Raw genomic sequence first — 16,569 nt, forward strand, 5'->3', positions numbered from 1 at the left:
CTGCGGCGACTGCGCTCGCTCAGCGGCGGTCCATGGCCGCGGCCTTTCCCGATGCCGCGTCGATCAGCATGTTGGCGATTTTCATCCGCACCATGGCGCGCTCTCGCAGATGCGGCGCCACCCGGTCGGGATGATTGGCAAAGGCGAATCGCCGGCGGATGCGCGTAAAGTCGGCGGCCGTCGCCCGGTCGAGGCCGAGTTCGACTGCGATCGCCTCGGGCTCCACCGAAGGCAGGCTTCCGGCCCCTCCGACGGTCTCGGCCGCAACTGTTTCTGGCTCGCCTTCCGACGCCTCGCGGTACTCGGCCTCCACGGCGTCATCCGAAACCTGTATGCGGCCGGAATACAACTCCTCGGCGACCGACAGGTAATCGAACGGGATGGTCGGCGCGGCGACGGGTCCGGTGGACTGATCGCGCGCGGCGATCAGCTCGTCCAGCAGGACAGCAAAGTCGCGGTTCGCCATCTCGCCCATGACAGCCTCCTCTGCCGGGAACATTTCATAGCGCCAATCGGCTGCGCACTCTATCGACGGAGGGTTAAGATTCTCGCGGAACTACGGGCAAGAATTAAGACAATTCCAAAATCAATCTGGCTTCGCGCATGACTGCCCTGCATGATGTTGCACTGCACAATCGTCACGAATCGCCTATATGCTGAAATCGGGAGGACTAACGAAGGGGCCTGTCATGGCTTTCTTTACCGAACTCTTCTCCCGGCCGCGGCCGCGCGACATCGGCCGCATACGCGCCGCCCAGGCGCTCATCGAACTGCTGAGCGAGACCGGGCGCACCGATACCGACGTGCGGCCCGCGGATTTTCCGCGGTTGCCGCGCAAACTGGCCGGGACCTTTCCGGCTGCCGGGCTGTAAGGTCCGCATGGCCTCTGCCGTCAGGGCGTCAGGAAATCGACCTTGCCGAGCGGCACGCCGTTGTGGCGCAGGATGTTGTAGGCGGTCGTGATGTGAAAATAGAAGTTCGGCATAGCGAAATTCTGCAGATATTCGATGCCGGTGAATGACAGGTCGCGCGTCCTGCCCTTGATCAGGATCGCGACTTCCTCGCTCCCGTCGATCTCGGCCGCTTCAAACGTCGCCAGAAGGTCGAGCGTGCGTGCGATACGCGCCTGGAGGTCGGCAAAACTCGACTCGGTGTCCTCGAAGCGGACGATTTCGCGCCGGGCCAGACGCGAGGGAGCGCCTTTGGCATGGTCGGTGGCGATCTGCACCTGCGAGATCAGTCTCAGCATGTCGGGCGCCAGCCGGTCGTTTAGGAGCACGGCCGGGTCGATCTTGCGTTCCTCGGCATTCGCCTCCGCCTTCCTCAGGCAGTTCGACAGGCTCTTCAACCGCATCTGGAACACCGGCACGCTCGCCTGGTACATGGACATGATCATGGACACTCTCTCCCTTCAGCCGGATCGGCCGAAAGGGAGATAGGAACATTCATGGCCGGCGCGCAAGCGTCATCCGGGCGCCGCAATCGGCGGCGAGTCTTCGCACAGATCCTGGGAGATTCGCGATGCGGACTGCTTTCTTGACGACCGCCTTCATCCTGTCCTCCGGCGGCATCGCGCTGGCGCAGTCCGAACAGCCACCCTATCTCGACGACCGGTCGGACGCAGCGGCGCTGGTGAGATCCTTCTACAATGCGATCGACCGGCAGGAATACGCCCGCGCCTGGGACTATTTCGGCGACCGGAAACCTTCAAAAGATTTCCAGGCCTTCATCAAAGGCTACGAAAATACCCAGTCCGTGAGGATTGTGACCGGCGAGCCGAGCGCGGAGGGTGCCGCCGGCAGCACCTTCTACGCGCTGCCCGTCGCCTTCGTGGCGACCAACAAGGACAATAGCGAACAGGTGTTTGCCGGCTGTTATACGGTGCGGCAGATCAATCCGCAGATCCAGGAGCCGCCCTTCCGCGGGTTGGCGATCGAGAAGGCGGAGCTCAAGCCATCCGAACAGCCGTTCGAGGAAAAGCTTCTTGAGAGATGCGGCGACGGCCCCGCCCCCGAACCCAGGGACGCAGTGCTGGAGCAGGCGAAAAAGGCTTTCGCCGCGCTGCATGCCGGGCAGTGCCAGTCGGTCACGCCGGACGGCGCTAGCCCTGCGCCCGAGACCTACACCATCGCCTTCCGCCGCGCTTCGAGTTCGGAGGACGAGCCGGAAAGCCAGGCGCGGCTGTTCCGCTTCTATTGCGGCATGGGCGCCTACAACGAGAGCCACGTCTATTACCTCCATGACGAGGTTGAGGGGCTTCGCGAGCAGCAGTTCGCCACTCCCGAACTGGACCTCCGCTACGCCGACGAAAACTCCGACGAGAAGGTCGAGAGCATGGCTATCATCGGCTACAAGGTTGACGACGCACTGGTGAACTCCTTCTACGACGAGGCCACCCTGACGATCGCCTCGCATGCCAAATGGCGGGGCGTCGGCGACGCATCGTCATCGGGAACGTGGATCTTCCGCAACGGTGCCTTTACGCTGGTGAAATACGACGTGGACGCCTCTTACGACGGCGAAATAAATCCCGAAACGGTGCTGGATTTCCACACCGGACCCTAAGCGATTGTTCGGGTTCACTTTTCCGGACTTCACGCACAAGAGTCCGGCGTTCCTGCAGGCGGTCGGCACACCTTGCGCAAGACCGCGAACAGCACAATTACGCAATTGTTCTTATTGCGCTATTTTCGATGTCACGGGCTGGCGGAGATCATCCAGTTGAGCGTCTCGCGCCAGTCGGTCATGCGGATCGGAGTGCCGTGCGATCCTGTCTCGAAACGCACGAAACGGGTGGGGTAGCCGGGCGATTTCTGGCGTATCGAGCGATAGAACGCCTCCTGCTTGTCGACCGGAAAAACAGTGTCCTTGCTACCTTGCCCGAAGAAGACCGGCACCTTTCGCTTGAAAGCTGCGCTGCCAAAAAAAGTATCGTCCCAGTGTGACCCAAGCAGAATCAGGCCGGAAAGACGCGGCGCAACTTGCGCGTTTTTTGCCAACAGCCAGCATAGGCCGCCGCCCATCGATCCACAGGCGACGAAGATTTTTGCCGACGGCGACAGTTCGGCATAATGACCGATCAGCGCAGCGATCTGCGCAGCACCCTTGTCGCCGAAATCCGGAAAATCCGGCGACAGGTAAAGCCCGCCATTGCCGGCCATCAGGTTCTTTATCCGGTTGAAGTTTCCGCCGAAGGTGAAATCGTCCACACCCTGCTTGCGGCTGCCGCCCTGCCCGTGCAGGTAAATGGTTATGAATGCTGCGTTTTCCGGTTTTCCAACGGCGACGTGGCGGATTTTTCCGGCGTCCGAGCGCAGCACCAGGTCCTTTTGAACCTTGCGCACGGCGGTCGAAACATATTTGCCCCTGGCCCGCCGTTCCGGGATTTCGTCGCGCTGGTCGATGTCGCGCGCCTCCCGGTAATCGACCACCTCATAGGCCCCGCCGTCGCCGGTCGACAGGATGCCCGGATAGGCAAAAAGCTCGTCCTTGTAAGGCTTTAGCGATTGAGCGGAGGCTGTCGAAACAGCCATCGCGAGCCCGGCTAGCGCCGCCAGAACCGGTCGGAAAGATCGAAGACCCAGCATTCGCTCAATCCTGCAGCACGCCGCCAGCCTCGGCCATGGCTTCGGCGGTGTCGACATCCACAAAAGCCCCCTCCCCGATCTCGACGTCGATCACACCGACCGCGCCGGTTTCGATGATATGCCGGGCGCCGACGTCGCCTTCCAGCCGCATCACCTCGGCAAACATGGCGCGCGGCAGGATGATCGGATTGCCGCGCTTGCCTCCGTGAGAGGCCCGCACCACCTGCTGGCCGCCGCTGGCGACAAAGCTGGCGATCAGCCTGTCGAGATCGGCGGTCGAAACCTCCGGCATGTCGCCGAGCACGACCAGCGCGCCAGCCGACCCGACAGGAAGAGCCGTAACACCGGCACGCAGCGAGCTTGCCAGGCCGGAAGCAAAATCCGGATTCTCGGCGAATCGCAGATCCAGGCCGTCGAGCGCAGCCCGTATCCGTTCCGCCTGGTGTCCGGTCACCACAGTCACTGACTTCGCCTTGCTGGCCAGTGCGCTTTCCGCGACGCGGCGGATCAGCGGCACGCCGCCGAATCGCGCCAAAAGCTTGTTCGGCCCGCCCATGCGGGTCGAGCGCCCGGCCGCCAGCACGACCGCATGCACGGCCTCGCCGTTCGGCCGCCGTGCCTCGCGCGGCTGCGGCCGCGTCGGGATTTCCATCAGCAGCCCACCGACGCCCATGCCGGCGATGTCCCTCGAGGTCACATCCAGCCCGGCCAGCAGACGATCCAGCACCCAATCGAACCCGTTTTCCTTTGGGCTGCGGGCGCAGCCCGGCGCGCCGATCACGGTCTTGCCGCCGATCCTGCCCAGCACCAGAAGGTTGCCGGGATCGACCGGCATGCCGGCGCGGATCACCTCGCCGCCCGCCATCCGGATCGCCGCCGGGATCACGTCATCGAAATCGCACATGGCCGAAGCCCCGAAAACGATCGCCACGTCGCTGCGGGCAAGCATTTCGCCGATCGCCGCCGAGACTTCGCGGGCGTCGTGCCCGGCCCGCTTTTCGCCGACGACGACGCTGCCGGAACGGCCGAGCCGCTCCTCGGTTATGCGCGTGGTCTTGGCGACGACGCTGTCCTTCAGGCCGGGCAGGACGGTGTGGACGAGACCGACCCTGACTGCCGCGAAGGGATGCACCTCGAACAGCGGTTCTTCCGCCAGGATCGCGCAGGCTTCTTCCACCAGATGGCCGGCAATGGCGAACGGAATGATCTTTACTGTCGCGACCATCCGGCCGGGTTCGACCGCCGCCTTGTCGGCCAGCGTGGCGATGGTGATCGCCGGATCGATGGCATTGATGGCCTCGACGATCGCTGCGTCCACGGTGAAGACGCCCGACACTGCGGCATGCAGGTTGACACGACCCGTCGCGGCCGGCTTCACCTCGATGTTGCGCGACAGAATCGCCGCCGCGATGCGGGTCGCGGCAACGTCCTCGTCGAGATCGCCCCGCTCAAGAACGGCTGCGATGACCTCGGCGATGCCTGCTTCGCGAAAAACCGCGACGTCGTCCGCGGTCACCCTGTGCGCCTTGGGAAACCGCCTTTCGCCGGCGAGCACTGCATGTGCCAGCAGCGCGCCCTCGGCGTCCGCTATCCTGACCGGCCCGAACCTCACGCCGCCTTGCCCTTCTCGACGCCGGCCACGCCACGCGACCGGAACACCTGCACGATCTCAGCGAGGATGGCGACGGCGATCTCCTGCGGGCTGATGGCGCCGATGTCGAGGCCGATCGGGGCGTGGATGCGTGCAATCTGCTCGTCTGTCGCGCCGGCTTCCAGCAGACGCTTCACCCGCCCCGCATGCGTCTTGCGGCTGCCGAGCGCACCGACGTAAAAACAGCCGGCGTCGAGCGCCGCCTTCAGCGCGAAATCGTCGATCTTTGGGTCGTGCGTGACCGCAGCCAGTGCGCAATAGGGGTCGAGTGGCCGCTCGGCCAGCACCGGCTCGGGCCAGTCGGCGTGAAGCGGCACGTCGGGAAAGCGCTCGGCAGTGGCGAAGGCGGTACGCGGATCGATGATCTCCATGTCGAAGCCGGCAACCTTGGCCATCGGCGCCAAGGACTGGCTGATATGCACCGCGCCGACCACCACCAGGCGTGGTTTCGGCAGCGCGACCATCAGGAAATAGGCGGTCCCATCGACGGTCACCCCGGTCGAAATGCCGGTCCGAAACGCCTTCTTCACCGCCTCGCCGAGTTCGCCGGGGATCGCGTCGCCCTCACGGACGATGCGGTCGGTGCCGCTCTCCAGTTCGGTCATCAGGATGGCCGCGCGGCGGTTGCGGCGCTCCTTGTTGAGGGCTTTCAGCGAATGCAGGTCCATCGCTCAGCCCAATTTCTCGACATAGACCTTTATGCGGCCACCGCAGGAGAGGCCGACTCGCCAGGCGGTCTCGTCGGCCACGCCGAATTCCAGCATGCGCGCCTTGCCGTCGCCGATCACATCCATCGCCTCGGTCACCACCGCGCCTTCCACGCAACCGCCCGACACCGAACCGTGGAAATTGCCGTCGGCGTCGATGACGAGGTGGCTGCCGGCCGGTCGCGGCGCCGAGCCCCAGGTTTCGATGACCGTGGCGATCGCCACGTCGCGGCCGGCTTCCATCCATTCCTCCGCGATCGCCAGCGGATCGCGGCTTTCGTCGAGCGTGTTCAGAGACATGTGTATTCTCCTCGTCTGCCGGTCAGGCGACACGCCGCTCGGGCGTCGCCATGAACCGGCGTGGATCAGCGCCTGTCCGGGAACCCTGTCCCAACGATGCGCAAAGGTCGGCCAGCGCATTCAGATTGTGCACCGGCCTGAATTCGTCGACATGCGGCAGCATGGCCCGTACGCCCCGCGCCCGGGCCTCGAAGCCGTCGAAGCGCAGCAGCGGATTGAGCCAGATCAGCCGGCGGCAGGACTTTTGCAGCCGCTCCATCTCGGTTTCGAGCCCAGCGACATCGTCGCGCTCCAGCCCGTCGGTGATCAGCAGCACCACGGCGCCCTGCCCCAGCACGCGGCGCGACCAGACGCGGTTGAACTCATGCAACGTATCGCCGATGCGCGTGCCGCCGGACCAGTCCTTAACCGCCGACGAACAGTCGGCGAGCGCGGCGTCGGGGTCGCGGTGGCGCATCTGCCGCGTCAGATTGGTCAGCCGCGTGCCGAAGACAAAGGCGTGCACGCGCCGCCGCTTTTCGCCCAACGCATGCAGGAAATGCAGGAAGATGCGGGTATACTGGCTCATCGAGCCCGATATATCCGCCAGCACCACCAGCGGCGGATGCACCTGCCTGGCCGACCGGAATTTCGGCAGGATCAGTTCACCGCCGGTGCGAGCCGACGCGCGCATCATGGCGCGCGGATCGACCTTCTTGCCGCGCGGGTCGGGACGGAAGCGGCGGGTGGCGACCATGTCGAACGGCAGGCGCAGGGCCTCGATCTCGCGCCGCGCCTCGCCGATCTCCTGCGCGGTCATCTGCGCGAAATCCTTGCCGCGCAACACCTCGCTTCCAGACACGGTGAAGCGGGCATCGACCTCGATCTCCGGGATTTCACGCGGCGGCCGGTTGTTCTGGTGGCCCTCGAACATCGCCTGGCTGACGCGGCTTTCGGCGGCGCGCGGTTTCTGTTTCTCGCGCTGGTCGAGCGCGACGGGCGAAAACATGGCAAGCAGCTTTTCGACCAGCTCACGCGATCTCCAGAACAGCCGGAACGCCTCGTCGAACACCGCGTGGTCCTCATGGCGCGTCACCAGCACGGCATGCAGCGTCCAGTAGAAATCGTCGCGGCTGCCGATGCCGGCAGCCAGCACCGCCTCGATCGCGTCCTTCACGCTAGCCGGCCCGACGCGCATGCCGGCTTTTCGCAGGGCGCGCGCGAAATAGACGATATTGTCGGCGAGACGGCCGTCGGCCGAAGCCACTTTCCGGCCGGAGCGGAAAGTGTCCATCGCCCTACTCCGCCGCCGCAAGCTCCGCCTTGACCTCTTTCAGGAGGCGGCGGCCCTCGCCCTGCTCGATGCGCGCGATGTCGTCCTGGTATTTCAACAGCACGCCGATCGTGTCCGATACGGTTTCGGGATCGAGCGCCATCTTGTCGAGTTCGGTCAGCGCGCCCGCCCAGTCGATGGTCTCGGCGACGCCCGGAACCTTGAACAGCTCGATCTCGCGCAGTTTCTGCACGAATTTCACCACTTCGGCCGAGAGCCGGCGGTTCGCCTGCGGCACCTTTCGCGACACGATGTCGAGTTCGCGGGCGGCGTCGGGGTAATCGACCCAGTGGTAGAGGCAGCGGCGCTTCAGTGCGTCGTGGATCTCGCGGGTGCGGTTGGTGGTGATGATGACGATCGGCGGCTCTTCCGCCTTGATCGTGCCGAGTTCCGGTACCGTGACCTGGAAATCGGCGAGGATCTCCAGCAGGAACGCTTCGAAGGCTTCGTCGGTGCGGTCGAGTTCGTCGATGAGGAATACGGGCGCGGCACCCGCCTTGCCTTCCAGCGCTTGCAGCACCGGGCGCCGGATCAGGTATTTTTCGGAAAAGACGTTCTTTTCCATGGCGCGCCGGTCGACCGCCCCTTCCGCCTCCTCCATGCGGATCTCGATCATCTGCGCGGCGTAGTTCCATTCATAGACCGCCGACGACACGTCGAGGCCCTCGTAGCATTGCAGGCGGATCAGCGGGCGGCCGAGTGCGCTCGCCAGGACCTTCGCGATCTCGGTCTTCCCAACCCCGGCCTCGCCCTCAAGGAACAGCGGCCGCTTCATGCGCAGCGCCAGGAACAGCACGGTCGCCAGCGCCCGGTCAGCGACGTAGTCGGCGCCCGACAGAAGTTCGAGCGTCGCGTCGATCGACTGCGGCAGCGGGATGGTCTTGGCGTCGGTCATGAGGTCTCCAGGCGCCTATAGCACCCGATAGCGCCGGTCGTGGTAAAGCAGGGGTTCGAGGCTATCGCCGATGCGCAGGCCTGTCACCTTGCCAAAAAGGATACGGTGGGTCGCCATATCCTTGGATTCGAAAAGCTCGCAGTCGAACACCGCCATGGCGTCGACAAGCGTCGGCGCACCGGAAGAAATGGTGTTCCACGTTCCAAGCGCGAAACGCTCCTCGACCGGCAGGCCGGTCACGCCGGAAAACGCCACCGCCAGCGCCTCGTGCTTCGGCGTCAGCGTGTTGAGCGCGAAGCGGCGGTTCATCACGAACGCCTCGTTCTTGGCGTTCTCCCGGCTGAGGCAGGCGAGGATCATCGGCGGCGCGTCGGATACCGAGCAGGCGGCGATCACGGTGGCGCCGCGCAGGCCGGCCTCGCCATCGGTGGTGATCACATGCACGGCGCCCGCGAAACGCGCCATCGCGTCGCGGTATGCCTGCGGCTCGACATCGCTTTTCTTGAGCACGCTGTTTTCCGATCAGAAGGACAGACCGCTATATATGGGCAGAGACGGCGCGTCACAAGAAATCCCGCTGTCTGGCCGGTCCGAAATCGGCTGTTGCGCCAGCAGGGTGCGGCGGTTACCAGTTTGCGCGGCGCGCATCGCCGATCGCGCGAACCCGAAACGAAAGGACGGCACACGGACATGCAGGTCGCCAAGGCAGCGGGTGCGATCCTGGCCCTTTCGCTGACTGCGGCTCCGGCATTCGCGCAGGCCGGCCCGATCGGCGTGGCGGCGCCGCTCAGCGGACAGTCGGAGCTGCTGGGGCGCCAACTGGTCGGCGGCGCACAGGCTGCCGCCGCGGATGCTGTGCTCGACATCGCCGACGATCATTGCACGGCCGAGGGCGGCGCCGCCGCGGCCCGGCGCTTTGTGGAAAAGCAAGTGCGGATCGTCGTCGGGTTCCTCTGCACCGAATCGATCGAGGCAGCGCTGCCGATCCTGAAGGACGCCGGCATTCCGGTGATCACGCCCGGCGTGCGCACCAACAGCCTGACCGACCGCCGCGAAAAAACCGGATGGCTGGTCTACCGCCTCGCGCCGCGCGCCGACGCCGAGGAACAGGCGATCTCCTCGCTTTTGGTCACGCTTTGGCGCGATAGCCTGTTCGCGGTGGTCGACGACGGCACCATCTACGGTCGCGATCTCGCCGAGAACTTTCGCGCCGCCGCAGAGCGGCGGCGACTGAAACCCGTCTTCGTCGACACGTTTCGCCCGCAGATGGAAAACCAGATCGGGCTTGCCGGCCGCCTGCGGCGCGCCGGCGCGGCCAATGTTTTTGTCGGCGGCGACCGCGACGACATCGCGGTGATGACCCGCGACGCGGCCGGTCTCGGCGCCAGCATCGTGTTCGCCGGCGGCGAGACCCTGCGCTCGGCCTCCAACGGCGTGCCGCTGGCAGCGGGCACGCTGATGGTCGGCCTGCCGGAATGGGCGGAAATCGCCGACCGTTCCAGCCTTGACGCGCTTGCAGCCCGCAACATCCTGCCGCAAGGTTATGTCCTGCCTGCCTATGCCGCAATGCAGGTGGCGCAGGCGGCGGTCGGCGAATGGCAGGACGGCGAAAGCAAGGCGCTTGAAGGCCCCTATGCCACGGCGCTCGGCGAGGTGCGCTTCGACGCCAAGGGCGATCTGCAAGGCAATCCCTATCGCCTTTTCCGCTACGACGGCGCACGTTTCGTTCCGCTGGAGAGCCAATGAGTTTGCGTGCCGGCCCGAAAAACCTGATCACCGACGTCGCCGGCCTCAAGGTCGGCAATGCCGCCGACGCACGGCTGAAGTCGGGGACCACCGTCGTGCTCTGCGAAACGCCGGCAGTGGCCAGCGTGCAGGTGCTGGGCGGCGCGCCGGGTACGCGCGAGACCGATCTGCTCGAGCCGCACAACTCGGTCGAGGCGGTCAATGCCGTCGTGCTATCTGGCGGTTCGGCCTTCGGGCTCGACGCCGCCTCGGGCGTCCAGGCGGCGCTGCGCGAGCGTGGCGTCGGCTTCGAAGTGCGCGGTCTGCGCGTGCCGATCGTACCAACGGCGATCCTGTTCGACCTCACCAATGGCGGCGACAAGGAATGGGGGCTTCACCCGCCCTATCGCGAACTCGGCTACGAAGCTGTGCAGACCGCGGCCGGCGACTTCGCCTCGGGCACGGCGGGCGCCGGCGTCGGCGCGCTGACCTTCGGCCTGAAAGGCGGGCTGGGTTCTGCTTCGGCCGCGATGCCGGACGGCACGACCGTCGGTGCGCTGGCCGCAGTCAACGCAACCGGTTCGGTGACTGTTGGAAAAAGCCGTCATTTCTGGGCCGCGCCGTTTGAGATCGGCGACGAATTCGGCGGCCTCGGCTACCCATCGCCCCTGCCGGCCGACGCCACCGACATACGGCTGAAGTTCCGTGATCACGGCGCCAACACCACCATCGCCGTCATCGCCACCGACGCCGTGCTGACCAAAGCGCAGGCAAAGCGGCTGGCGATTGCCGCGCATGACGGTTTTGCGCGCGCCATCTGGCCGGCGCATACGCCGGTCGACGGCGACCTCGTCTTCGCACTGGCGACCGGCCGCAGCGGCGTCGTACCCTCGCCCGATGCGGCGATCGATCTTTATGCCGCCGCCGGCGCCACGATGGCGCGGGCCATCGCGCGCGGTGTTTTTGCCGCGACACCTGCCGAAAACGACCTACTTCCGGTGTGGTCGGCGCGGTAGAGCCCCGGTTGTGCTATGCGCAACCGGCTAGAAGGGATAGAAGACCCGGCCATCACAAGACGTTAAGACCTGTTGGCGATACAATCGCGCCTTACAACCGCGCCATTTCTGCATGGAACGCCGATGCGATCACCGTTTCTCGCCAGTCTCATGGTCCTGTCCGGGATGGCCGCCGCCGGCCCGGTGCTCGCCGGCGACGCGGCCGAACTCAACATCCTCGGCTTTTCCACGGACGGCGGCATCTTTGCCTTCGAGGAATACGGCATCCAGGACGGGTCGGGCTTTCCCTACGCCAACCGTTTCTACATCGACACCGCGAAGGACGCCTTCCTGCCAGGCTCGCCGATCCGCGTCCGCCTCGACGACGAGAACCAGACCCTGGAAGCCGCACGCGCCGAAGCGCGCAAGAAGGGTGAGGCGATCATCTCCGAAGCGGATCTGGCGAGGAATGCAGGCAATACGGTCGCGATGAACGCGGTGGCGGAACTGTCGGCCGATCCCAACCGCGTCGTCGCCAATTCCAGCCCGGTCTTCGCGCGGCATTTCGATCCGATGGAGTTCCGCATCGAAGAATTCGACGCCAAGCCCAATGCGTCCTTCTGCGCGGACTGGCCAATAAAAGGTTTCCGGCTGCTCAGCATCGATGCGAAAGCGGGCGGCACGACAAAACTCCTGCACGAGGACAAGGATGTGCCGGCCAGCCGCGGCTGCGCGCTGGGTTATCGCATCGGCGCCGTGCAGACCTTTTTCCCGAACCGCCGGCCCGGCATCGCCGTGGTGATCCTCGCCGTCAGCTCCGTCGGCTTCGAAGGTCCCGACTATCGGTGGCTGGCACTGCCCACCGGGCTGCCGGATTGATGGACGTCGTAGCCGCCTCGCTGGAGCGGCAGGCGTCGCGGCGGCCTGGCGTCCACGCGCGTCTTCGCAAAGCCTTTCCGTCCTGGCGGATTGCCTTGGCCGGCGCTTTGCTGTGGGGCCTGGCGATGGCCGGCAGCGCGGCCGTCAATCTCCTTGCGGACGGTTGGCAGACCACGGCCAAGGTCGTCGAGGTCGCGACCGTCTTCGCAGCCGGCGCAGCGTTGGCGTTTCCGGCAGCCTACGCCGCGGCCGGCATTCTCGCAGGCAATCGCGGCTGGGAGACGCGGCTTGCCTCGGCCTTCCTTGCCTTCAGCGTCGGGACGATCGGCATCACCGCGCTGATCTACGCCCTCGACTATCGCCAGTATTATGCTGCCTGGCACGCCGAAGCGTTTTCATTCACCTGGATGCATCAGTTCGCCTTCACGCTTGCCGGCGCGCTCGTTCAGTTTGCGGTGACAGGCGTGCGCTTCTATTTTCCGCTTGGGTTCCTGGCGCTCGCCGCCGTTTCGGCATGGTTTGCGCATCGCGCGCGTTGAGAAGCGCGCCGGCGTCTGTTAGGACGCGGCTGCCCTGCCGAAACCTTAGGACCCGCCCGATGATCCCTCGCTATTCGCGCCCGGAAATGGTCGCCATCTGGTCGCCGGAAACGCGCTTCCGCATCTGGTTCGAGATCGAGGCGCATGCCTGCGACGCCCTGGCCGAGATCGGCGTCATTCCGAAGGACGCAGCGAAGACCATTTGGGAAAAGGGCGGCGCCGCGACTTTCGACGTGGAGCGCATCGACGAGATCGAGCGGGTCACAAAACACGATGTCATCGCTTTTCTCACCCACCTCGCCGAATTCGTTGGGCCGGACGCCCGGTTCATCCACCAGGGCATGACGTCTTCCGACGTGCTCGACACCTGCCTGGCCGTCCAGCTTTCCCGCGCCAGCGACATTTTGCTCGCCGATATCGACGCGCTGCTGGCGGCCCTGAGGCGCCGCGCCTTCGAGCACAAGGACACGGTCACCATCGGCCGCAGCCATGGCATCCATGCCGAGCCGACCACGTTCGGGGTGAAGCTGGCGCAGGCCCACGCGGAATTCTCGCGCTGCCGCGAACGACTCGTTCGGGCGCGGGAAGAAATCGCCACCTGCGCCATTTCGGGCGCGGTCGGCACCTTCGCCAACATCGATCCGCGCGTGGAAGAGCACGTGGCGGCAAAGCTCGGGCTGAAGCCGGAGCCCGTTTCCACCCAGGTCATTCCCCGCGACCGCCACGCAATGTTCTTCGCCACGCTCGGCGTCATCGCCTCCTCGATCGAGCGGCTGTCGACCGAGATCAGGCATCTCCAGCGCACCGAAGTGCTTGAAGCGGAGGAATATTTTTCGCCGGGGCAGAAAGGCTCGTCGGCGATGCCGCACAAGCGCAACCCGGTGCTGACCGAGAACCTGACCGGTCTCGCCCGCATGGTGCGGGCCTTCGCGCTGCCTGCGATGGAAGACGTGGCGCTATGGCACGAGCGCGACATTTCGCACTCTTCGGTCGAGCGCATGATCGGGCCGGACGCCACGGTGACGCTGGATTTCGCGCTGGCGCGGCTCACCGGCGTGATCGACAAGCTCGTCGTCTATCCGGAGAACATGCTCAAGAATCTCAACAAGTTCCGCGGGCTTGTTCATTCGCAGCGGGTGCTGCTGGCGCTGACCCAGGCCGGCGTATCGCGCGAGGACGCCTATCGCCTGGTGCAGCGCAACGCCATGAAGGTGTGGGAGCACGGAGCCGATTTCCTCGAGGAGTTGCTCGCCGATCAGGAAGTGCGCGCGGCGCTTTCGGAGGCGGAAATCTGCGAAAAATTCGATCTCGGCTATCACACCGCGCAGGTCGACACGATCTTCAAGCGGGTGTTTGGATAAGGCCCGATGCGGCTCGCGGTCCTATCGGACATCCACGGAAATCTGGCCGCACTGGAGGCCGTCCACCGCGAATTGAAGGCGGCGTCTCCCGACCTGATCGTCAATCTCGGCGACTGCGTGTCAGGGCCCCTGTGGCCGGAAGAGACCGCGCAATATCTGTTGGCGGAACAGTGGCTTACCGTACGCGGCAACCATGACCGCATGGTGATCGAGACGCCTGCGGACAGGCTGGAGGCCTTCGACCTGTTCACACGGCAAAGTCTGTCGCAGACGTCGCTTTCGTGGCTGGCCGGCCTGCCCATCAATCGCGGCGTCGGAGACGGAGTGCTGCTTTGCCATGGCGGCCCGACGGACGACGAGGTCTTCCTTCTCGAAGAGGATGGCGGCGATCATTTTTATCCGTCCGGCGAGGACAGTATCCTGCGAAAAATCGGCCGCCTGGATGCCGGTCTTGTGTTGTGCGGACATACGCACACGCCGAGGCTCGTCCGCCTGTCCGGGGGCCAGATGATCCTCAATCCCGGCAGCGTCGGGGTCCAGGCCTTTCCGGGATTGACGCTGACCGGCAGCCCACATGCGAGGTTCGCGATTGCGACGCATCGCGATGGAAACTGGTCATTCGGCCAGCACATGATCGACTACGACTGGAATGCCGCTTCCGCCCGCGCGCGCTCCAATGGAGAGCCGGGATGGGCCTATTCGCTGGCGACGGGCTATGGCGGAAAGGCGAGCTGAAAGATGATCTCCATTTCCGGCGACTTCGATTTCCTCGCCCTGCCCGGTCGCGGCAATTGCGGGCCGGATCATTGGATTTCGCACTGGTGCCATGTCTTTGCGAACTCCAGCCGGGTTCTGCAGGCCGAATGGCACAAGCCCGACCCAAAGGACTGGATCGCGCGCGTGGACGCGGCGGTCGCGCAAGCGCCACGCAAGGTGGTGCTGCTCGCCCATTCGCTGGCGGTGGCGACAACGGTGAAGTGGGCGTTCGAGGCCAGCCCGGCCCGGCTCGACAAGGTCGCGGCCGCCCTGCTGGTGGCGCCGACCAATGTCGCCGATCCCGATCCGTCCTTTGACACGGTCCGGCCTTTCGCACCCATGCCATTGAAACCCTTGCCGTTCCCCGCGCTGGTCGTGGCAAGCCGGACCGACCCGCGCGTGACCTTCGACAAGGCCACCGCGTTCGCGGCCGCCTGGGACGCCGAACTGGCCGATGCTGGCGATCTCGGCCATATGGGCAACGAGGCGCGGCTGGGGATATGGCCGGACGGATTGCTCCTGCTCGGTCGGCTTTTGGAGCGTGCAAACATCTAAGCGCGGGGCCGGGCCGGCAACACGCCGGTCCTTGCCTGTGGACTGCCTCTCGGCCGCGCCGCTTCGCCGCTCTTCCGCCTTGATGGCGTTTCAGCCTAGGATGGTGGTTCGGGTGGGCTACGGGTCCGTCGTTCCCAATGGAGAGTTTCATGAAGACCATTCTTGCCGCCGTCCTCGCGCCAGTGGCGCTGCTGGCGGCGACGATCGCCAACGCCGCCGATGTGCGGGTCTACGAGCAGCCGGGCGATTCGGGCGGCGTGAAGATCGGCACGCTGTCCTGCGACATCGGCGGCGGCGTCGGCTATGTGCTCGGCTCGGCGAAGCAGCTCGATTGCGTGTTCCACTCGTCGATCGGCAGCCGGACAGCGGAGAACTACACCGGCACCATCCGCAAGATGGGCGTCGACCTCGGCTTCACCACGCGCGGCCGGCTCGTCTGGGCCGTCTTTGCGCCCACGGCCGGCTACCATCGCGGTTCGCTCGGCGGCCTCTACAAGGGCGCCACCGCCGAAGCCACGGTCTGGGCGGGCGTCGGCGCCAACGTGCTGGTCGGCGGCACCGCGGGCTCGATCCAGCTCCAGACGATCAGCCTCACCGGCCAGATCGGCCTCAACCTCGCCGCCACCGGCACCTCGGTGACACTCACGCCGAGCTGAGGCGGACCGACCCGAACGCGACCGCCTCGTCAAGCCGCGATCCGGAAATGGCGCCGGTCCACGTCGATCCTGCCAAGGTCTGCACGTTCGCCGACGCCGACGCCTTCTACGCATGGCTCGGCAGGCATCACGCCACCGCCGACGAGGTCTGGATAAAGATTCACAAGGTGGATTCGGGGCTGAAATCGATCACCCCGAAGGAGGCTATCGACGTCTGCCTCTGCTGGGGCTGGATCGACGCCGTCCGAAAAGGTTTTGACAACAAAAGTTTTCTGCAGCGTTACACGCCACGCGGCAGGAAAAGCACCTGGAGCCTGATCAACGTCGACAATGTCGCCCGCCTGATCGAACAAGGCCGGATGACCGAGCATGGGCTGAAGCAGGTCGAGGCGGCCAAGGCCGACGGACGATGGGACCGCGCCTATGCAAGCGGCAGGGGCATGAAAATCCCGGCCGATCTCCAGGCGGCGATCGACGCCGAGCCCGAAGCCAGGGCGATGCTCGCAAGGCTCAGCGAACAGAACCGTTTTGCGCTGGCCTTCCGCACCCACAACATGAAGACCGAGGCCGGGCGCAAGAAGAAGATCGAGACCTTCGTCGCCATGCTCAAGCGCGGCGACACGATCTACCCGCAGGGCAAGAAGTAGGCCT

20 protein-coding genes are annotated in these 16,569 nt (G+C 65.3%); 11 read left to right on the top strand and 9 right to left on the bottom strand.

The window, feature by feature from the left end; all coding sequences use genetic code 11:
* Positions 1 to 19: 19 nt before the first annotated feature.
* Positions 20 to 475 carry a hypothetical protein gene (locus tag RB623_RS24450; protein WP_308059674.1) on the bottom strand — a complete coding sequence of 152 codons (456 nt, stop codon included), beginning with the start codon at positions 473 to 475 and terminating at the stop codon, positions 20 to 22.
* Positions 476 to 689: 214 nt separating this feature from the next.
* Here RB623_RS24450 and RB623_RS24455 point away from each other — a divergent pair, with 214 nt between their 5' ends.
* On the top strand, positions 690 to 872 hold the full coding sequence (locus RB623_RS24455) for a hypothetical protein (protein ID WP_308059675.1): 183 nt from the start codon (positions 690 to 692) through the stop codon (positions 870 to 872).
* Between the two features lie 20 nt (positions 873 to 892).
* Here RB623_RS24455 and RB623_RS24460 read toward each other — a convergent pair whose 3' ends face one another.
* Positions 893 to 1,396: a DUF1993 domain-containing protein gene (locus RB623_RS24460; RefSeq protein WP_308059676.1), complete on the bottom strand. Its 504-nt coding sequence runs from the start codon at positions 1,394 to 1,396 to the stop codon at positions 893 to 895.
* A gap of 125 nt (positions 1,397 to 1,521) precedes the next feature.
* Between RB623_RS24460 and RB623_RS24465 the strand changes: the two genes are divergently transcribed.
* Positions 1,522 to 2,565 carry a DUF1176 domain-containing protein gene (locus RB623_RS24465; protein WP_308059677.1) on the top strand — a complete coding sequence of 348 codons (1,044 nt, stop codon included), beginning with the start codon at positions 1,522 to 1,524 and terminating at the stop codon, positions 2,563 to 2,565.
* Positions 2,566 to 2,696: 131 nt separating this feature from the next.
* Here RB623_RS24465 and RB623_RS24470 read toward each other — a convergent pair whose 3' ends face one another.
* Genes RB623_RS24470 through RB623_RS24500 form a run of 7 tightly spaced genes read right to left on the bottom strand, consistent with a single transcriptional unit; the run spans position 2,697 to position 8,962 of the window.
* Complete coding sequence (locus RB623_RS24470; protein WP_308059678.1) at positions 2,697 to 3,533, bottom strand: alpha/beta hydrolase; 837 nt, start codon at positions 3,531 to 3,533, stop codon at positions 2,697 to 2,699.
* 58 nt (positions 3,534 to 3,591) lie between these two features.
* Complete coding sequence (locus RB623_RS24475) at positions 3,592 to 5,199, bottom strand: molybdopterin-binding/glycosyltransferase family 2 protein (protein WP_308059680.1); 1,608 nt, start codon at positions 5,197 to 5,199, stop codon at positions 3,592 to 3,594.
* Positions 5,196 to 5,906 (bottom strand): XdhC family protein, encoded by a 711-nt coding sequence (locus tag RB623_RS24480; protein ID WP_308059681.1) that lies wholly within the window; start codon positions 5,904 to 5,906, stop codon positions 5,196 to 5,198. Before RB623_RS24480 ends, RB623_RS24475 begins: the two co-directional genes overlap by 4 nt.
* 3 nt (positions 5,907 to 5,909) lie before the next feature.
* Positions 5,910 to 6,245 carry an XdhC family protein gene (locus tag RB623_RS24485; protein WP_308059683.1) on the bottom strand — a complete coding sequence of 112 codons (336 nt, stop codon included), beginning with the start codon at positions 6,243 to 6,245 and terminating at the stop codon, positions 5,910 to 5,912.
* 22 nt (positions 6,246 to 6,267) lie between these two features.
* Positions 6,268 to 7,518, bottom strand: coding sequence for a VWA domain-containing protein (locus tag RB623_RS24490; RefSeq protein ID WP_308059684.1), 1,251 nt, complete (start codon positions 7,516 to 7,518; stop codon positions 6,268 to 6,270).
* A 4-nt stretch (positions 7,519 to 7,522) separates the two neighbouring features.
* Positions 7,523 to 8,452 (bottom strand): MoxR family ATPase, encoded by a 930-nt coding sequence (locus tag RB623_RS24495; RefSeq protein ID WP_308059686.1) that lies wholly within the window; start codon positions 8,450 to 8,452, stop codon positions 7,523 to 7,525.
* Positions 8,453 to 8,467: 15 nt separating this feature from the next.
* On the bottom strand, positions 8,468 to 8,962 hold the full coding sequence (locus RB623_RS24500) for a flavin reductase family protein (RefSeq protein WP_308059687.1): 495 nt from the start codon (positions 8,960 to 8,962) through the stop codon (positions 8,468 to 8,470).
* Positions 8,963 to 9,142: 180 nt separating this feature from the next.
* Here RB623_RS24500 and RB623_RS24505 point away from each other — a divergent pair, with 180 nt between their 5' ends.
* The 9 genes from RB623_RS24505 to RB623_RS24545 all read left to right on the top strand — a co-directional run bounded on the left by RB623_RS24505 (position 9,143) and on the right by RB623_RS24545 (position 16,565).
* Positions 9,143 to 10,198: an ABC transporter substrate-binding protein gene (locus RB623_RS24505; RefSeq protein WP_308059688.1), complete on the top strand. Its 1,056-nt coding sequence runs from the start codon at positions 9,143 to 9,145 to the stop codon at positions 10,196 to 10,198.
* On the top strand, positions 10,195 to 11,193 hold the full coding sequence (locus tag RB623_RS24510) for a P1 family peptidase (protein WP_308059689.1): 999 nt from the start codon (positions 10,195 to 10,197) through the stop codon (positions 11,191 to 11,193). Before RB623_RS24505 ends, RB623_RS24510 begins: the two co-directional genes overlap by 4 nt.
* A 123-nt stretch (positions 11,194 to 11,316) precedes the next feature.
* On the top strand, positions 11,317 to 12,051 hold the full coding sequence (locus RB623_RS24515) for a DUF2259 domain-containing protein (RefSeq protein ID WP_308059690.1): 735 nt from the start codon (positions 11,317 to 11,319) through the stop codon (positions 12,049 to 12,051).
* Positions 12,051 to 12,590 carry a hypothetical protein gene (locus RB623_RS24520; RefSeq protein WP_308059691.1) on the top strand — a complete coding sequence of 180 codons (540 nt, stop codon included), beginning with the start codon at positions 12,051 to 12,053 and terminating at the stop codon, positions 12,588 to 12,590. Before RB623_RS24515 ends, RB623_RS24520 begins: the two co-directional genes overlap by 1 nt.
* Positions 12,591 to 12,649: 59 nt before the next feature.
* On the top strand, positions 12,650 to 13,951 hold the full coding sequence (purB, locus tag RB623_RS24525) for an adenylosuccinate lyase (protein ID WP_308059692.1): 1,302 nt from the start codon (positions 12,650 to 12,652) through the stop codon (positions 13,949 to 13,951).
* A gap of 6 nt (positions 13,952 to 13,957) precedes the next feature.
* A complete protein-coding gene (locus tag RB623_RS24530) occupies positions 13,958 to 14,686 on the top strand; it encodes a metallophosphoesterase family protein (protein WP_308059694.1) in 729 nt (242 codons plus the stop codon).
* Between the two features lie 3 nt (positions 14,687 to 14,689).
* Positions 14,690 to 15,262, top strand: coding sequence for an alpha/beta fold hydrolase (locus RB623_RS24535; protein ID WP_308059695.1), 573 nt, complete (start codon positions 14,690 to 14,692; stop codon positions 15,260 to 15,262).
* Between the two features lie 149 nt (positions 15,263 to 15,411).
* Positions 15,412 to 15,918, top strand: a complete 507-nt coding sequence (locus tag RB623_RS24540) for a DUF992 domain-containing protein (RefSeq protein ID WP_308059696.1) — start codon at positions 15,412 to 15,414, stop codon at positions 15,916 to 15,918.
* A gap of 47 nt (positions 15,919 to 15,965) precedes the next feature.
* Positions 15,966 to 16,565: a YdeI/OmpD-associated family protein gene (locus tag RB623_RS24545; protein ID WP_308059697.1), complete on the top strand. Its 600-nt coding sequence runs from the start codon at positions 15,966 to 15,968 to the stop codon at positions 16,563 to 16,565.
* Positions 16,566 to 16,569: the final 4 nt, after the last annotated feature.

It is taken from the genome of Mesorhizobium sp. LHD-90, from assembly GCF_030929505.1.
In the GTDB taxonomy this organism is placed as follows: domain Bacteria; phylum Pseudomonadota; class Alphaproteobacteria; order Rhizobiales; family Rhizobiaceae; genus Kumtagia.

What these genes read in the sequence shown, in the direction of transcription:
- RB623_RS24450 (WP_308059674.1), bottom strand. Translation starts at nt 475, where the DNA reads ATGGGCGAGATGGCGAACCGCGACTTTGCTGTCCTGCTGGACGAGCTG.
- RB623_RS24455 (WP_308059675.1), top strand. Translation starts at nt 690, where the DNA reads ATGGCTTTCTTTACCGAACTCTTCTCCCGGCCGCGGCCGCGCGACATC.
- RB623_RS24460 (WP_308059676.1), bottom strand. Translation starts at nt 1,396, where the DNA reads ATGATCATGTCCATGTACCAGGCGAGCGTGCCGGTGTTCCAGATGCGG.
- RB623_RS24465 (WP_308059677.1), top strand. Translation starts at nt 1,522, where the DNA reads ATGCGGACTGCTTTCTTGACGACCGCCTTCATCCTGTCCTCCGGCGGC.
- RB623_RS24470 (WP_308059678.1), bottom strand. Translation starts at nt 3,533, where the DNA reads ATGGCTGTTTCGACAGCCTCCGCTCAATCGCTAAAGCCTTACAAGGAC.
- RB623_RS24480 (WP_308059681.1), bottom strand. Translation starts at nt 5,906, where the DNA reads ATGGACCTGCATTCGCTGAAAGCCCTCAACAAGGAGCGCCGCAACCGC.
- RB623_RS24485 (WP_308059683.1), bottom strand. Translation starts at nt 6,245, where the DNA reads ATGTCTCTGAACACGCTCGACGAAAGCCGCGATCCGCTGGCGATCGCG.
- RB623_RS24490 (WP_308059684.1), bottom strand. Translation starts at nt 7,518, where the DNA reads ATGGACACTTTCCGCTCCGGCCGGAAAGTGGCTTCGGCCGACGGCCGT.
- RB623_RS24495 (WP_308059686.1), bottom strand. Translation starts at nt 8,452, where the DNA reads ATGACCGACGCCAAGACCATCCCGCTGCCGCAGTCGATCGACGCGACG.
- RB623_RS24505 (WP_308059688.1), top strand. Translation starts at nt 9,143, where the DNA reads ATGCAGGTCGCCAAGGCAGCGGGTGCGATCCTGGCCCTTTCGCTGACT.
- RB623_RS24510 (WP_308059689.1), top strand. Translation starts at nt 10,195, where the DNA reads ATGAGTTTGCGTGCCGGCCCGAAAAACCTGATCACCGACGTCGCCGGC.
- RB623_RS24515 (WP_308059690.1), top strand. Translation starts at nt 11,317, where the DNA reads ATGCGATCACCGTTTCTCGCCAGTCTCATGGTCCTGTCCGGGATGGCC.
- RB623_RS24520 (WP_308059691.1), top strand. Translation starts at nt 12,051, where the DNA reads ATGGACGTCGTAGCCGCCTCGCTGGAGCGGCAGGCGTCGCGGCGGCCT.
- purB (WP_308059692.1), top strand. Translation starts at nt 12,650, where the DNA reads ATGATCCCTCGCTATTCGCGCCCGGAAATGGTCGCCATCTGGTCGCCG.
- RB623_RS24530 (WP_308059694.1), top strand. Translation starts at nt 13,958, where the DNA reads ATGCGGCTCGCGGTCCTATCGGACATCCACGGAAATCTGGCCGCACTG.
- RB623_RS24535 (WP_308059695.1), top strand. Translation starts at nt 14,690, where the DNA reads ATGATCTCCATTTCCGGCGACTTCGATTTCCTCGCCCTGCCCGGTCGC.
- RB623_RS24540 (WP_308059696.1), top strand. Translation starts at nt 15,412, where the DNA reads ATGAAGACCATTCTTGCCGCCGTCCTCGCGCCAGTGGCGCTGCTGGCG.
- RB623_RS24545 (WP_308059697.1), top strand. Translation starts at nt 15,966, where the DNA reads ATGGCGCCGGTCCACGTCGATCCTGCCAAGGTCTGCACGTTCGCCGAC.